Genomic DNA, 16170 nt, shown 5'->3' on the forward strand with positions numbered 1-16170 from the left:
CCTGGAACCGGAAAAACGACGCTTTTGAAGGACATATTTGCGCAGTTAGTGGTACAGCAAGCGTATAGTATTGCGAAACTTTCGGACCATTTTATCAAAGGAACAGAGAAAACAATTTATTTTAATCATGCATCGATTGGAGAGATCCCGGAACATATTATCGAAAATAATATCGTGGTTGCAAGTTCGAATAATGGTGCGGTTCAAAACATTGTGAACGAACTTCCGTTGAGTAAGGAGATTGACAATTTTCTAATCGATGAACTGAAAGAAGCGGACTATTTTTGTGAGATATCGAATGCGAAGGTGTCGGTAGAGTGGTTGGAAGATGAGAACGGGAAGAAAAGAGAGGAACTGGTAAAAGAATCTGTTCCGGGAGAAGAAAAGTTTTGGGGAGTATTTTCACTTGAAGGTGGAAAAGCGAATAATATGAGCAATATCCTCACGAATATGAAGCATATCCACAAATATTTGGAAGAAGATTATCTGCCGAATCAAGGTATATATAAACAATTTCTGAGTCATTATGAGGAAGTAAAAGCGATTCGAACAAAAAGGCAGGAATTTGCAGATAGCGTTCGGATGTATCAGGAATATACTCAAAAGATGGAACAGGTTCGTGGCAGCTATCAAGAAAAATTAGAGAAGAAAGAGCATGAATTGTGCGTAGAACTTAAGAAGCTTGCAGAAAATAAACAGGAATGCGGGCAGCAGTTGGAACAGTTACATCTCAGTTTGAAAGAGGTACAAAACAGGGCAGAAGCTGTCCGAAAAAATATGGACAGTATGAACCAGTGCCTTCAAGTACACAAGGAGCAACGTCCTTGCTTCTTTGCGGGAAAGAAAAAGAAAGAGGAATATAGGAGCAGATTAAATGAGATTACGGATCAGTTAGTAAAATTAAATGATGAAGATATAGAATGCAGGGAACAGGAGAAAAAAATTAATGAAAATATTCATTTGCGGCAAACAAGGCTGAGTAAAATTAATGAAAAACAGGAGAAGCTTAAGCAGGAGTTTAACAGTTGGAAGACGGTGGAAACAGGTAAAATTTCAAATTTGGAGAAAAGAGTCCGCGAATATGAAAATATAAAAAACGACAGTAAGACAGAACCGCTGAATATGAATCAGGAGTATGAAGATTTACAGATATCAAACCCGTGGTTTGACGAAGCGTATCGTGTCGCACAGTCAAAATTGTTTGTTATGGCATTACGTGTTCGAAAACAATTTCTTTATGAGAACAGAAAAAATGTAAAGGCGGCCATTATCGTCTGGGATCAGCAGGAGAAGTATTTGGATCGAAAGCATGTGATTGAGGCGGCATGGAACTGGATTAATATGACAATTCCGGTGATTAGTTCTACGTTTGCCAGTTTTTCGCGTATGTGCAAAAATCTTGGAGCTGAGACACTGGGGCATCTTTTTATCGATGAAGCAGGACAGGCGCTGCCACAGGCGGCTGTCGGTGCAATCTATCGCAGCAGGCATGTAATGGTGGTCGGTGATCCGTTGCAGATTAAACCGGTTCTTACGTTGGATTCTAATACCCTATATATGTTGGGGGAGCATTTTGGAGTGACAGAAAAATATTTATCTGCATCTGCATCCGCACAGATTTTAGCAGATGCGGCAAGTCAGTACGGGTTTTATCGAAAACAGGACAAGGCGGAGGATTCATGGGTTGGAATTCCGCTATGGGTGCATAGAAGATGTCGGTATCCGATGTTTACAATTTCGAACATGATTTCCTATGACGGATTTATGGTGCAGGGAATGGAAAAGTACGGAAAAGCAGACTGGTTTGATGTTGGTGGAATGGCGAACAATAAATATGTCGAGGAACAGGGAGAATTCCTTTTGCATAAGCTCAAGGAGATGATAGATAAAAATCCGAAAATCTTAGATAAAAAAGAAAAAGATGTGGTTTATGTAATTACACCGTTTTCCAATGTGGCATATCAGCTTTCTCAGAAATTACGGAAAATTCACTTTACCCGATATGATGAACAGGGAAAACCGACAAATGTCGGAACTGTCCATACGTTTCAGGGGAAAGAGGCTCCAATCGTATTTTTTGTACTCGGTGCCGACAGGCAGAGCAGCGGAGCGGCACGCTGGGCAGTAACCGAAGCGAACATAATGAATGTTGCGGCGACGAGGGCCAAAGAGGAGTTTTATATTATTAGTGATAGGAAATTGTATCTTGGGCTTGGGTGTGATGTTGCAACAGATACGGATCGGATTATCAGAGAATATAAAAATCAGTATCTTGTGGATGATCATGCACACAAGAATGAGTTGCGCATGCAGGTTGACGAGACACGGACACTCATTATTGATGCGGATTTTAGACGCATTACAGGAACGGTCAAATATGTTGGAAAGGGAACAGAAAGTTTTTATGCCTATGTAGTTGGTGCTGATGGAAAAGAATATTCCATTACCGAAAGTATTTATTCTAAGACAGAGAGTGCAATAGAAGTGATTCAAAAGGGTAAAAAAATATCTTTTATTCCAGGAGAAGGGAATAAGAAACTATTTGCTACAGAGGTGAAGATAGATGTTTAATTAAGAGAGAGGTTATCGGGAATTTAATGGAACGGTAAAGGGAGGGGTAAAAGATGGAGGATCAAAGAGACAATCCTAATATTATTGGGAGTGAAATCATCATATATCAAACGGAAGATGGATATACAAAAATTGACGTTAAATTTGAAGACGAGACCGTTTGGCTTACACAGGCACAATTATGTGAGTTGTATCAGACAAGTAAATCTAATATCAGCGAGCATATCAAGCATATTTTTGAAGAGGAAGAATTGGATGAAGAGTCAGTTGTTCGGAAATTCCGAACAACTGCAGCTGATGGAAAAAACTATAATACAATTCATTATAATCTTGATATGATTATTTCTCTTGGATATAGAGTGAAATCCAAGATTGCTACAAATTTCCGTCGGTGGGCTGCTGAACGATTAAAAGAGTACATGATAAAAGGCTTTACAATGGATGATGAACGGCTAAAAAATCTGGGTGGGGGTAATTATTGGAAAGAGTTATTAGACCGTATTCGGGATATTCGCTCATCTGAAAAAGTGATGTACCGACAGGTACTTGACCTTTATGCAACAAGTGTTGATTATGATCCCAAGAGTAGTGAATCCATTGCATTTTTTAAAATGGTACAAAATAAATTACACTATGCAGCACATGGACATACAGCAGCAGAAGTTATATACGAGCGTGCGGACGCCAGTCAGCCTTTTATGGGATTAAAAAGTTTTTCTGGTGATTTTCCTGTATTGAAAGATATCAGTATTGCCAAAAATTATCTCAATGATGAAGAGTTAAAGATCCTAAATAATATTGTATCGGGATATTTTGATTTTGCGGAGATTCAAGCTATGCGTCACAATCCCATGCATATGGAAGATTATGTGGAACACCTTGATAATGTTTTGAAAACTACAGGTGAAAAAGTGTTGCAAGGAGCCGGAACGATTAGTCATGCACAGGCAATTGAAAAAGCAACAGAAGAATATCGGAAATATCAGGTGCAGAACTTATCGCCGGTTGAAGAAGAATATTTGGAAAGCATTAAAAATATTCACAGTACAGTAAAGAAAAACAGTAAGAATTAATTTTCATAAAAGAGATTTTTAGAAGTTGGTAAAAATACGAGTTTGGACAATGATGAGTATGTCGAGACGGTCTGTTTGCTGTCAAGAAAATAAAATCAAGTACTGAAAAGTAGCGTATTTCCGAGCTTTTTGTAAGGTTGGTATCATCAGAGAAGCCTTGCGGAAAGCTCGGTTTTATTATATGGAAACATATCTACTTTTTGGTCTGATTGGAGAAAAAGTGGATGGCCGGAAAATTGCGGTAGGGTTTAGGCTGTGGATTAGATGTTAGCATTTCCGGATTTGGTTCATCGTGAATCAGTCGATACAGCGGATGTTTGATAGTTTTTTCCTTGCCACCGGTACCGGTGTATTGATATACATGGACTCTGTGACCTGAACATAAAGTTTGTCATCTACTTTTGTTGCGATAAAATCCACTTCGGAATTATCCACTTTACCAATAGAGACATCATAGTCTCTACGTAGCAGTTCAAAGTAAACAACATTTTCTATTGCATGTCCGCTATCACGATCCCTGAATCCAAGCAGATAGTTTCTAAGTCCGATATCAACGATGTAATACTTTCCAAGAGTACGTAAGAATTCCTTTCCTTTAATATCAAATCTCTTGATGTCATAGAAGAAGTATGCTTCCAGTAGCGCATTCACATAGGCCTGAACAGTGTGAGCGCTTGGAGTTCATAGTGTTCGCCGGTTTTATCAAATGCTTGCTTGCGTGTGCCACCTAACGCACTTTTGGTTTCTCTTATTTCAAAATCATGGAATGTTAAAAATTCAGAGAAGGACAATGGAAGCATCTTTATTTCTACGCATCTGCCTGATAAATAGGTAGCATATTCAGAGGAGAGCATATAAGCATTCGAACCAGTAACATAAATATCGCAATTGAAATCAACATGGAAAGAGTAAGCATAAACTCATGAAAAAAATTAAGTTTATGCACTGAAATGCAGAAACTATTAAAATTTGACAATTTTTGTATTTTACAAGAAGAGAATGCCTCTATCATTGTAGACAGAAGCACCGGTATTATTTCCACAGCGGATAGCACGGTCGAGCTCATGATGGGGAGATTATTTGATGAATTATGTGCTAATATTCTGCAATTCTACTGCTGGTCGATTGATTTATGTACACTCTCATTATAATATGTGTGCAGGAGGTGGATATATGTATCAGATTAGTAATGAAAAATTCGGTTTATTTGTAACCGAATTAAGAAAGGAAAAGAATTTAACTCAAAAGGATTTGGCTGAAAAATTATATGTATCAGATAAAACAGTTAGCAAATGGGAACGTGGTCTTAGTATGCCCAATGTCGTATTACTCATACCAATAGCTGATATATTAGATGTTACCGTTACAGAATTGTTACGTGGAGAAAAAATAGATACACAGAAAAATATTGATAAAAAAGAAATCGAGGAATTGGTAGTAGGCTCTCTCGATATGGCTGTTAGGGATTCTATTCACCAGCATAGAAAAAACTGGATATTAGCATATTTGTTATGTTTTTTTATATCTATTACAGAAATTATTATGTTAGTTGTATCTGGAAGTTCGTTAGCTGAGATGAAAAGGGATATATTGCTAGTTACCGGGGGAATGCTTTTATTTGGTGCATGGTTTTGTTTCTTTGCAAAAGACATATTACCAACATATTATGATGCCAACAAGATAAATTATGTTTCACAAGGAATTTTTAGAATACATCTAGTTGGTTTATCTTTTAACAATGGAAATTGGATATATATCTGCACAACTTTAAAAATATGGATACTTGCAACAGTTGTTTTATATCCTCTTGCAGGTATTATAATAATCAATTGTTTCAATATAGCTTTATGGGATATTTTGAATAAAATTTTCCTAATTATGATATTAGGCGGTATGGTAGTTTCGATTTACATTATCGGGAAAAAATACGAATAATTAAATTACCTGTTATTGTTGTGGATAGTACTAATTTACAACATTCTTCATGGGAAATATGGAATGATGCAGAAGAGGTTGTGTTAAGAGAATTAGTGTACATTTAAAACGTGGAAAGCCCCTTCGGGAGCTTTTTTCTGTTTATAAGATAATTTCTGCCGGAGATTTTGATTTAATAATTTGATTTATAAAACTGGCAATGATACAATTAGCGTAATTTGAAAGAAAGCAGAGAAAATATGAGTGAAAACTTACTGATTGTTGAAGATGACAAAAAATTAAATGATGGAATACGTCTCGCATTGAAGAATGATTCCTATTTCTTTTATCAGTGCCAGACTTTGCAGGAGGCTAGAGAAATCTTGAAAAAGGAAGATATCACATTGGTTTTATTAGATGTGAACTTGCCGGATGGGAATGGGATTGATTTTGTAAGAGAAATAAGGAAAAACAGTCAGGTGCCGATTATCCTGCTTACAGTAAATAACATGGAAGTAGATATCGTAACAGGATTGGACGCTGGGGCAAATGATTATATTACGAAACCGTTTAGTTTGATGGTTTTGCGTGCAAGAGTGTCTGTGCAGCTTAGAAATAAAGATGCAGTAGTTAAGAATTCTATGGAGTTTGATGGATTCGAGTTCTATTTCGATAAAATGGAATTTTTCAAAAATGGAGAACTTATTGAACTGAGTAAGACAGAACAAAAACTCTTGAAAGTGCTGTGCGAAAACAGAGGAAAAGTAGTGAAGCGAGAATACCTGATTGACGAGGTATGGCAAGGAGATACAGAGTTTGTGGATGCTCATGCTCTGACTGTTGCAGTTAAACGTCTCAGAGACAAATTAGAAGATGATACGCAGAAGCCTAAATATATCAAAACGGTTTATGGAATTGGTTATACCTGGGCGGTGAATGGATGATAGAAATAATTATATTGATTGTAGGAATATTTGTTTTAAGTGGAATCTTCTGGCATAGCATTTTTTATCAGAAAGAAAAAAAGCTTTTGAACCGGCTGCAGCAAATGCTGGATTGTGCTATAGATGGAGAACTGGAACGGACAGAAATATCAGAAGAAAAGTACTCTGCTCTTGAAAACAGCATGAAACAACATTTAGACAGTAGCTTTCTGGCAAGAAAGAACCAACAGGAACAAAAAGAAGTGATACAGAAACTTATTTCCGACATTGCGCATCAGACGTTGACTCCTATTTCAAATTTGAAAATTTATGGTGAAATACTCTCTGAAACAAATCATGAAAATCAGGAGGAGATAGATACCATTTTGGAGCAGACAGAGAAATTAGATTTCCTGATACAATCATTGGTCAAATTATCACGGATGGAGAGTGGAATTATCGCAGTACATTCGGAGAATACTACTATTACACAGATGCTTGAATCCATACAGCAGCAGTTTAGCGTGAAAGCAAGGGAGAAGAATATTACTCTGAGCCTATGTGACACGGATTTGCATGTTCTATGTGATCCAAAATGGACTGTGGAGGCACTCGGAAATATTGTAGATAATGCGATTAAATACACAGCATGTGGGGGAAATGTTCAGGTAAAAGCTGAGCAGAATTCTTTCTTTGTAAAGATTGATATTATTGATGATGGCATTGGAATAGAAAAAGAAGAAATACCAAAGATATTTGGAAGGTTTTATCGGAGTCTGTCAGTGGCAGACCAGCCAGGAGTAGGAATTGGCTTATTCCTTGCAAGAGAGATTATTCAGGCACAAAAAGGGTATATAAAAGTGACATCAGAGAGAGGAAAGGGCTCTATCTTTTCTGTGTTTCTCCCGATATCAAAAAAGGAATAGTATCAAAACTGTGATATTTCAGAAACCGGATAGAGACATTGTTGTGATAAAGTCTGTATTGTAAAGAGCAATACAGGCTTTTTTAAAATATAAGACAGGGAGGAAGACATGAATATATTAAAAACGGTAGATTTACAAAAAATATATGGACAAGGAGAAACAGAAGTCAAAGCCCTTGATGGTGTAAATTTAGAAGTGGAAAAGGGGGAGTTTGTAGCGATTGTTGGAACTTCCGGGAGCGGAAAGTCTACGATGCTTCATATCATTGGAGGATTAGATAATCCAACATCTGGGCAGGTAATTGTGGATGGACAGAACTTAAGCCATATGACAGATGAAGAGCTTACCATTTTCCGACGCAGGAATATTGGTTTCGTATTTCAACAGTATAATCTGGTTCCGATGTTGAATGTATGGGAGAATATTATTCTTCCCGTGAAGCTGGATGGAAAAAAGATTGAAAAGAAATATGTAGATGAAATCATTGATACACTTGGTATTCGAACAAAATTGGAAAATCTGCCAAGTGCTCTATCCGGCGGACAGCAGCAGAGAGTGGCAATTGCGAGGGCTTTAGCTGCAAAACCTGCCATTTTGCTCGCTGACGAACCGACTGGAAATTTGGATTCGAAGACAAGTCAGGATGTATTAGGGCTTCTGAAAGTAACCAGTAAGCGTTTTCACCAAACCATCGTTATGATTACCCATAATGAAGAGATTGCCCAGATGGCAGACCGGATTTTACAGATAGAAGACGGAAAAATTGTTTCAGACAGTGGTGTGGTATAGCAGGGGGCGATTTTATGGTAAAAGTAGAGAATAAAGAGACGTTACGATTATTAACGAGTCGTTTTATGAAAATGAATCGCGCCAGGAATGTTATTGCCGTTATTGCAATCATTCTGACTTCCCTTTTATTCACAAGTCTCTTTGTGGGAAGTGTATCTATGATTCTTTCCAAAAGAGCAACGGAAATTAAGCAGTTTATGGATTCTGCCCATGCCAGTGCACAGAATCTGTCAGAAGAAGATGCAAAGCGATTGCAGCAAACAATCGAACAGAGTGAAGATGTTAAGCGATATGGTTCCGGTATTTTTCTGGGAGCTGGAATGGACGAAAGGTTTGGTTTTTCCGTAGAGGTCCGATATGCAGATGAAAATACGGCAGAAAGTTTTAATTGTCTGCCAACCACAGGAAGACTGCCGGAGAAAGAAAATGAAGTAGCACTTAGCAGCATGGTATTGGAATCTCTGGGAGTTACACCAAAGATTGGGGAAGAAGTAACGCTGACCTGGGAAGTAAATCCCATGCTGAAACAATATAAGACAGATACGTTTAAGATATGTGGATTCTGGCAAGGAGACAAAGCTGTTTTAGGTCAGATGGTCTGGGTATCCGAAGCCTATGCAAAGGAGAATCGTTATCCCGTTACGCAGGAAGAATTAGAAAATGGTATCTACAATGGAGGAAAAGAGTATTTTCTCTGGTACAAGAACCTTTGGAATCTGGAAAAGAAAACGGAAAAGATATCTAAAGCAGCGGGATTTACGAAAGCTGGGACAGGAATGGAAGTCAATCCGGCATATAATCTCTTTGAAGAGGATTCATTTTCATTTTCTTCCTTAATTATAATGATTCTATTTGTTATATTAGCTGGATACCTGATTATTTATAATATCTTTAACATTTCTGTGAAAACTGATATCCGGGCTTACGGATTGTTAAAGAACGTGGGAACAACGGGAAAGCAGTTGAAAAAAATTGTACGTATGCAGGCGTGGAGATTATCAGCTATTGGTATTCCAATCGGATTGCTTTGTGGTTATCTTGCAGGTCTTTGTATGGCTCCGTCCTTGACAGCAGATGCTGAAATTAGTGCACAGGCAGGACAGACTGCTCAGACAGTAGTATCAGCAAATCCTTTGATTTTTCTTGCAGCAGCGCTTTTGACACTTTTAACGGTGTATCTCTCTAGTCTGCAGGCTTGTAAAATGGTGGAAAGGGTATCTCCTGTGGAAGCTCTGCGTTTGGCAGAGGGAGAGCAGTCACATAGGAAAATAAAAAAGAATACTTCTGTAACCTGGTGGGGAATGGCAGTTCAAAATGTGTTACGAAATTGGAAAAAGGGATTGATTGTTATGCTTTCTATCGCTCTTTCTATGGTGGTTGTCAACTGTATCGTGATGCTGGTGCAGGGATATGATTTTGATTCTTACCGAAAAGTGCTTTTAGCTTCCGATTTTCAACTGGATCAGATGACGGGAAGTTTGTTAAATACGAATTTCAACGGTATTACACCTGAAATCAAAGAGATTCTGGACGAATGTCCTGATAGTGCTAAGACAGGATATGTGTATTATTCTGAGGAAACCCACAAGATGGAGCCGGAACTTCTGAAAACATGGGAAGCATTCGCAGATAAATATGAAAAAAACTGGAACGATTATGAAAAACAGGTTTGGGAAGAGGCAAAGGCTTCCAATACAGTAAGTGTTCATTTTCTCGGAATCAGCGAGTCGGTGTTTGACAAATTAGAATGGAGAGGGGAAAAATGCTCTTGGGATACATTTAAAAGCGGAAATTATGTGCTTGTAGATTATGGTAATAAATATGCAGAGCGTCCGGTTTCTTATTATCAGACTGGGGGTATTTTTCAGATGGATTACAAAAATGGAAACCAAAAAGATTACGAAGTCATCGGAGAAGCACTGATGCCATATGCATTGGATTATCCGTATGCGGACTGTATCTATATCACGGTATTGGTTCCCGAAGAGGAGTATATCACCCAGACAGGAAATGAATCAGCCATGTATGCTGCCATTGATGCAAAGAAGGGCGAGGACAAGCAGATAAAAGAATACATTGATAAAAATATTTTGAAAGAAAATGATATGATCAACGTGTTTTCTGTATTGGACATGAAAGAGAGCTTTCAGCGGTATGTCAGTAAATATTATATGATCGGTAGTTTTCTTGTTGTTATTTTAGCTTTTATTGGCATTATGAATTTCTTTAATACAACAGCAACCTCTGTAATCAGCAGAAAAAAAGAACTGGCACTTTTGGAAGTTGTGGGAATGACGAAAAAACAGGTATCGAAAATGCTAGTGACTGAGGGATTCCTATATTTGGGAGGCGCATTTGTGATTGCAGTATTGCTAATTGTATTTGGAGCAAAGCAGATTTTAGTAAATACGCTCGGTACGGCATTTTTCTTCCGGCTGCATCTTACAATCGTGCCATGTGTGCTTATGATTCCAATTTTGGTTGGGATTGCGTATGTGATACCAAAGTATCAGTTTGAAAAGATGAGTCGGGAAAGCATTGTTGAAAGGATTCGGAAAGAATAATAACAATATGTAAATTAGGCGTATGGATTTGATGAATCCATGCGCCTTTTTAGAAAAATATAAATAAAAACAAAAGAATCCTAACTTTTTTTATAGTAGGATTGTTATATTATTTAGAAAACAGAGGGAGGCAAATTTGCGAATGGAATACAAAACTGATTCTTTGTTAGTACATCTAGCAAGAGCAGGAGATGAAGATGCGTGTGAAAAACTGGTCAAAAAATATTACTCAAGTATATATCAATATTGTTTGCTACATATCAATGATCCATATGAGGCAGAGGATTTGACACAAGAAGTGTTTACACGTTTCTTTTCCAATTTATATAGATATAAAGAATATGGAAAAGTTAAGAATTATCTTTATACAATTGCCGGAAATACCGTTAAAAATTATTACAAAAAGAAAAAAGATATTCCATCAGAGGAACTGCTAAAATCAGAGGACTGTAGTAAAAATCATGTAGAAGAGCTAGGAGTCCGATTAACTATTGAACAGGCAGTGAGAAAGTTACCGGAAGAAATTAGAGAAACGGCAGTTTTATATTTTTTTCAGGAATTGAAGCAAAGAGAAATTGCAGAATTACTTCATATCAAATTTTCTCTTGTAAAATATCGAATCGGAAGAGCAAAAGAACTTTTAATGAAAGAGTTGGAGGTGAAAAAAGATGAAGAATTATAAGCAACAAATAAAGGAATATAAAGAGGAGATTGAAGAAAAGTATGTAAGGGCTGAAGCAGAGAACAAAACAGTAAAAGCATGTCAGAATATTTTGTCAGAGTCGGTTTTATCGAAACAATCGCATAGAACATCTTATTTTGAATTTTTGTATGAGCAGACAAAATTCATAAAAAAAAGATGGTGGATTTTACAAGGTTGTGTTCTTATGTGTCTATGGATATGGTTGAGTAATTATACGTCAGACATAAAAGATATGATGAGGATTATGGGAATATCTGCCACAATATTTGTGGTTCTGATTATCCCGGAAATTTGGAAAAACAGAAGAAATGGTGCGATTGAGATTGAGCAGGCGTCTTATTACACACTGCGTCAGATTTGTACAGCAAGAATGTTAATGTTTGGAGTAGTGGATCTGGTGATCGTTATGGTGTTTTTGGCAATTACATATCAAACAACAATACTCTCGTTAAGTGATTTGGTGGTTAATTTTTTGCTTCCGGTAAATGTTTCATGTTGTATATGTTTTCGTGTATTGTACAGCAGATGGGAAAAATCAGAATATATAGCAGTGCTTTCTTGTCTGGTATGGGTTGGTTTATGGATGATGATTGTTGCAAATGATGTTATTTATCAGAAAATTGTAACTCCGGTATGGGTGGCTATGCTGATATTGACTTTTGTATATTTTGTTTTTTGTGTTCAGAAGTCATTAGTATTTGATGAAAAAATTTTGGAGGATTACACGTATGAAATTAGAATTTAAAAATGTAACAAAACAATACGGAGAAGTAAATGCTGTTAATAAAGTGAATTGTGTTATGGAAAAAGGAATTTATGGACTGCTTGGAGTAAATGGAGCAGGAAAGACCACATTAATGCGTATGCTTTGTACGATTGTTCAACCATCAGCAGGACAAATATTATGGAATGGTAAAGATATATGGAAACTAGGAGGTGAATACCGAGAAGTTCTGGGATATTTACCACAGGATTTTGGATATTATCCAGATTTGACCGTATATGATTATATGATGTACATTTCTTCTATAAAAGGGTTAAAAATGCCGTTTGCCAGAAAAAAAGTGAAGCAATTATTAAATCAAGTAGGAATGGAAAAATTCAGTAAAAGAAAAATGAAGAATTTGTCTGGAGGAATGGTTAGACGTGTAGGAATAGCACAGGCGATGTTAAACGATCCGCAAATTCTTGTCCTGGACGAACCTACCGCTGGATTAGACCCGAATGAAAGAATACGTTTTCGTAATTTAATTAGTGAATTGTCGGAAGAACGTTTGGTGCTCTTGTCTACACATATTGTATCGGATATTGAGTACATTGCGAATAACATTATGTTAATGAAAGATGGAGAACTTTTTTATGCAGGTACTGCGGAAGATTTAGTATCTTCTATGAAAGAAAAGGTATGGCAATGTAATGTTTCGAGAAGTATGATAGACAAATATATGAATGAATATTTGGTTGGAAATATAAAAACAACAAAAACCGGAGCAGAGCTTAGAATTATTTCAATAGAAAAGCCAACAGAAGATGCTGTGGCTGTAGAAAAAAATCTGGAAGATGCATTTCTATTTTATTTTGGAGAAAAATCGGAGGAAAAACAAGATGCTTAAATTAGAATTAAAACGAATTTTTTCAAAGAAAATTAATGTATTTGCAATCGGATTGGCATTGATACTTGCTGTCATTTTTAGCGGATTTGCAGTTACAAGTAATCGCTATGTGGATGAGAATGGAAATGCTAGTACTGGAATTATGGCAACAAGAAAACTTACAGATAACAGACGAGCATGGAAAGGTACATTGACAGAAGATGAACTTGGAAAAGTTATAGAACAAAATAAAAATGCGGTGACACAATCCTCAGAAGAAAATGCGATTTACGGAACGACATTACAACCGATAGATGATATTAGGGGTTTTATAATATCGGTATTAACACCGGATGCAGAATATGATGAAAGTGTTCTGAATCAAATTACAGAAGAAAATATACAAGAGTTCTATAACACTTATCATAAAAATATGAAAAAGATGGCAGAAGAATATGGAAAGACTGCTGTTCAGAAAAAATACTTGGAAAAGAAATATAATGAAATAAAATTACCAGTAGAATACGAATCTTATAGTTCATGGGATACTATGATTATGTATGTAGAAACGTATTCTATTATTCTGGCAATCATAGTTGGTTTTATTTGTGCTGGAATATTTGCAGATGATTTTCAGACAAAAGCAGATGCAGTATTTTTCTCTACAAAGTATGGACGTACAAAAGCTGTTAAAACAAAAATACTGGCAGGAATAGTTACGACAGTTATGATTTATTGTATGGGAATTATATTACTTAGTGTGATTTGCTTTGGAATTATGGGAACCAGTGGTATGAATACACCCTATCAAATGTATCAGGCATATAGTATTTACATTATGTCATATGGACAATACTATTTGTTGACAGTTGTATGTGGATTTATAGCCAGTATGCTGGCGGCTTCAATGTCTATGTTAGTAGCGGCTAAAATGCATACAATTAGTGTCGCTGTTTGCATTCCGTTCTTTTTATATTGCTTATTGCCATTTATAGGACGGGCACTTTCTGGGTATACAACGCTTTTCAATTTGATACCAACAATTTTGACAAATGTACAGGCAAGTGTAAAAGTCCCACTTATTTATCAGATTGGGAATTGTGTATTTCGACAAATTCCGCTTGTAATGGTAATGTATACCGTGATGGCAATAGCCTTACTGCCTTTTATTTATAAGAGTTTTCGCAGATACGGAAATAAGTAAAAATTGTATTCATACTCATGAAAAACAAAGTAAGTAAAATATTTTCTGGAAAAATCAAAGCATAATTTAAAGATTTAAGGCGGGCAAGTTGCCCGCCTTAAATTGCACGTATTATGTTAAAAGACCAGATAGAGTTTTTCCAATGGAAAATCCAATCTGTGGATATAACTCCTGAATCTCCCGATATTTTGCTTCAATCATTTCAGGCTCATCAGCCAAGATCTTTTCATATATTTTGAAAGCTTTTTTAAAATGTGTTTTGGCTTGTGAAAGATTGGCGGTCATCAGATAAATGGTTGCAAGGTTTTCCTGTACTTTGGCATAATCCAGACATTCATCGGAATGGTATTCCTTGATGATACCGGATAATTTTTGCAATTCGGAGATTCCTCTTTCGGGTTCCTGCTGTTTTGTCAGGAACATTGCATAATTGGCAATCTGAGGTATGCTGTCATTTATATGAAGCAGGTTAAATTGGTCAAGCAGTGAGATGCTTTTTTCCATGTGTTCTCTTGCAAGATCGGGATAACCGTTCATGCGGTAAAGTCCTCCGAGATTGGCATGAAGGTTAGAAACGAGGCGAGCATTGTCAGCAGTGATATTTTCTATCTGGGCAAGTGCATTTTTTTCCAGTTTTATTGCTTTTTCAGGTTGGGTTTCAAGGGCTGCCTGAAAATCCAGTAATAACGCCCGGTCAGAGTCGGTGCCAATGCTTTTTGTCTTTAACAGTACCTTCAGTTCCTGAATGATTTCCTTCATACCTTTGTGATAGTTATAGTTATCCATGTATGGAAATGCATTTTCCAAAAAAAGCAGATACTTTGGCATATCATCTTTTTCAATCAGATCTAAGATATTTCCTATTGTTTGAAATAGCTTTTTATAATAATCTACTTCCATTCCATGCATTAAACATATGTGCTGTAAAGAATCCAGCAATGTGTGGCAACTACTTACAGATGGTTTTGTCTCTGAAAGAGTGATTTCCTGAATCATCGGATGCAGAGAGAGTGTGCGACGTGTTGTTGTCTGAACGAAACCAGTCTCAATTAAATCGTTGATTTCATTTAGTGTGGGCAGTTCCAGCCATTTGGCAAATATACGGGCAGAAATACCGGTGGAAGGAAGAAAGCATAGATTACACATGATATCCTGCTGTTTAAGAGATAAAGTGTATAGAGAAAACAGCGTATGGATATGATTGTAATAGGTGGCTTTGCTGCTTTGTCCATCTTTGATTATTTTAATTTTATCTTCGTTATGGAAAGATGCTTTTTCCGCCTGAAGTCTTGTTAATAACTGGTCTGGAGTCGAGATTCCATTTTCCAGAAGTTTTGCTGCCAGTTCCACGGCAAAAGTATGAGAGTGAACAGTTTCGATGATTTTTTCAACTGTTGCCCGGTACGTGTCTGCCTCTGAATAAAATACTGATGCCAGTTGGAAGAGAGCGTTCATATCTGATATTTCTTTTAATGGCAGAGTACAGTATTCATCCAGTCTGCTTCTGGTTGTAAACAAAATCTGGCAGCGATATTTTAATACTACTGACAGAAAGCTGTCTTGTGTAGCAGTGACATTAAAATTATCTATGATCAACAGAGTATCAGATTTCAGGGAACGCAGAAAACGGTTATGTCTTTGAAACCGTTCCTGTTCAGTGCTTTCCGGCAGATCGTCAATAAAATCCATGTCAGTAATATCCTGATGAAGATTGCCGGTATATTCTACATATAGAATGTTAGTGTAATGCTCTTTGTAATGTTTTGCGTAGGCTTTGGCAAGTTCGCTTTTTCCAATACCGGCAATTCCGCAAAGAAAAACATGGCGGTTTTCTTCAAGCATGGTATATAATTCTTCCAGTTCTTTATCTCTTCCGATAAAATGACGGCATGGTTTCGGAACCTCACTGTC

At 36.8% G+C, this 16170-nt stretch carries 14 protein-coding genes; 11 read left to right on the forward strand and 3 right to left on the reverse strand.

All coding sequences use genetic code 11. From position 1 onward, the window contains the following. The first annotated feature begins 24 nt into the window (after positions 1 to 24). Together DXD92_RS15305 and DXD92_RS15310 are read left to right on the forward strand one after the other, a co-directional pair. Positions 25 to 2571, forward strand: a complete 2547-nt coding sequence (locus DXD92_RS15305; RefSeq protein ID WP_243104923.1) for an AAA domain-containing protein — start codon at positions 25 to 27, stop codon at positions 2569 to 2571. A gap of 53 nt (positions 2572 to 2624) precedes the next feature. Next, the gene (locus tag DXD92_RS15310; protein WP_055265578.1) at positions 2625 to 3644 is read left to right on the forward strand and encodes a virulence RhuM family protein; all 1020 of its coding nucleotides are present in this window, start codon (positions 2625 to 2627) and stop codon (positions 3642 to 3644) included. Positions 3645 to 3941: 297 nt separating this feature from the next. On the opposite strand, the gene DXD92_RS19735 is transcribed toward DXD92_RS15310, so the two are convergent. Both DXD92_RS19735 and DXD92_RS19740 read right to left on the reverse strand, forming a co-directional pair. Then, positions 3942 to 4295 (reverse strand): DUF4143 domain-containing protein, encoded by a 354-nt coding sequence (locus tag DXD92_RS19735; RefSeq protein WP_055265580.1) that lies wholly within the window; start codon positions 4293 to 4295, stop codon positions 3942 to 3944. Continuing rightward, positions 4292 to 4498 (reverse strand): hypothetical protein, encoded by a 207-nt coding sequence (locus DXD92_RS19740; RefSeq protein WP_416388056.1) that lies wholly within the window; start codon positions 4496 to 4498, stop codon positions 4292 to 4294. Before DXD92_RS19740 ends, DXD92_RS19735 begins: the two co-directional genes overlap by 4 nt. A 319-nt stretch (positions 4499 to 4817) precedes the next feature. Here DXD92_RS19740 and DXD92_RS15320 point away from each other — a divergent pair, with 319 nt between their 5' ends. The 9 genes from DXD92_RS15320 (at position 4818) to DXD92_RS15360 (ending at position 14259) form a co-directional block, all read left to right on the forward strand. After that, on the forward strand, positions 4818 to 5579 hold the full coding sequence (locus tag DXD92_RS15320) for a helix-turn-helix domain-containing protein (protein WP_055265582.1): 762 nt from the start codon (positions 4818 to 4820) through the stop codon (positions 5577 to 5579). Between the two features lie 239 nt (positions 5580 to 5818). Further along, positions 5819 to 6502, forward strand: coding sequence for a response regulator transcription factor (locus DXD92_RS15325; RefSeq protein ID WP_055265584.1), 684 nt, complete (start codon positions 5819 to 5821; stop codon positions 6500 to 6502). Next, positions 6499 to 7407, forward strand: a complete 909-nt coding sequence (locus DXD92_RS15330) for a sensor histidine kinase (RefSeq protein WP_118640946.1) — start codon at positions 6499 to 6501, stop codon at positions 7405 to 7407. The genes DXD92_RS15325 and DXD92_RS15330 overlap by 4 nt, the downstream gene beginning before the upstream one ends. A 108-nt stretch (positions 7408 to 7515) precedes the next feature. Further along, positions 7516 to 8196 carry an ABC transporter ATP-binding protein gene (locus DXD92_RS15335; RefSeq protein ID WP_055265588.1) on the forward strand — a complete coding sequence of 227 codons (681 nt, stop codon included), beginning with the start codon at positions 7516 to 7518 and terminating at the stop codon, positions 8194 to 8196. A 14-nt stretch (positions 8197 to 8210) separates the two neighbouring features. Then, complete coding sequence (locus DXD92_RS15340) at positions 8211 to 10760, forward strand: ABC transporter permease (protein ID WP_118640948.1); 2550 nt, start codon at positions 8211 to 8213, stop codon at positions 10758 to 10760. Between the two features lie 142 nt (positions 10761 to 10902). Further along, on the forward strand, positions 10903 to 11442 hold the full coding sequence (locus DXD92_RS15345; RefSeq protein WP_055265592.1) for an RNA polymerase sigma factor: 540 nt from the start codon (positions 10903 to 10905) through the stop codon (positions 11440 to 11442). Next, positions 11429 to 12208: a hypothetical protein gene (locus tag DXD92_RS15350; protein WP_117805393.1), complete on the forward strand. Its 780-nt coding sequence runs from the start codon at positions 11429 to 11431 to the stop codon at positions 12206 to 12208. The genes DXD92_RS15345 and DXD92_RS15350 overlap by 14 nt, the downstream gene beginning before the upstream one ends. Next, positions 12192 to 13076, forward strand: coding sequence for an ABC transporter ATP-binding protein (locus DXD92_RS15355; protein WP_055265596.1), 885 nt, complete (start codon positions 12192 to 12194; stop codon positions 13074 to 13076). Before DXD92_RS15350 ends, DXD92_RS15355 begins: the two co-directional genes overlap by 17 nt. Then, a complete protein-coding gene (locus tag DXD92_RS15360) occupies positions 13069 to 14259 on the forward strand; it encodes an ABC transporter permease (protein WP_118640950.1) in 1191 nt (396 codons plus the stop codon). The genes DXD92_RS15355 and DXD92_RS15360 overlap by 8 nt, the downstream gene beginning before the upstream one ends. Positions 14260 to 14370: 111 nt before the next feature. Here the strand turns inward: DXD92_RS15360 and DXD92_RS15365 are convergent. Continuing rightward, positions 14371 to 16170 (reverse strand): tetratricopeptide repeat protein (locus DXD92_RS15365; protein WP_147399309.1); only part of this gene is annotated, 1800 nt, incomplete at its 5' end.

The organism is Blautia sp. TM10-2, assembly GCF_003480845.1.
GTDB classification, from domain to species: Bacteria; Bacillota; Clostridia; order Lachnospirales; family Lachnospiraceae; genus Fusicatenibacter; species Fusicatenibacter saccharivorans.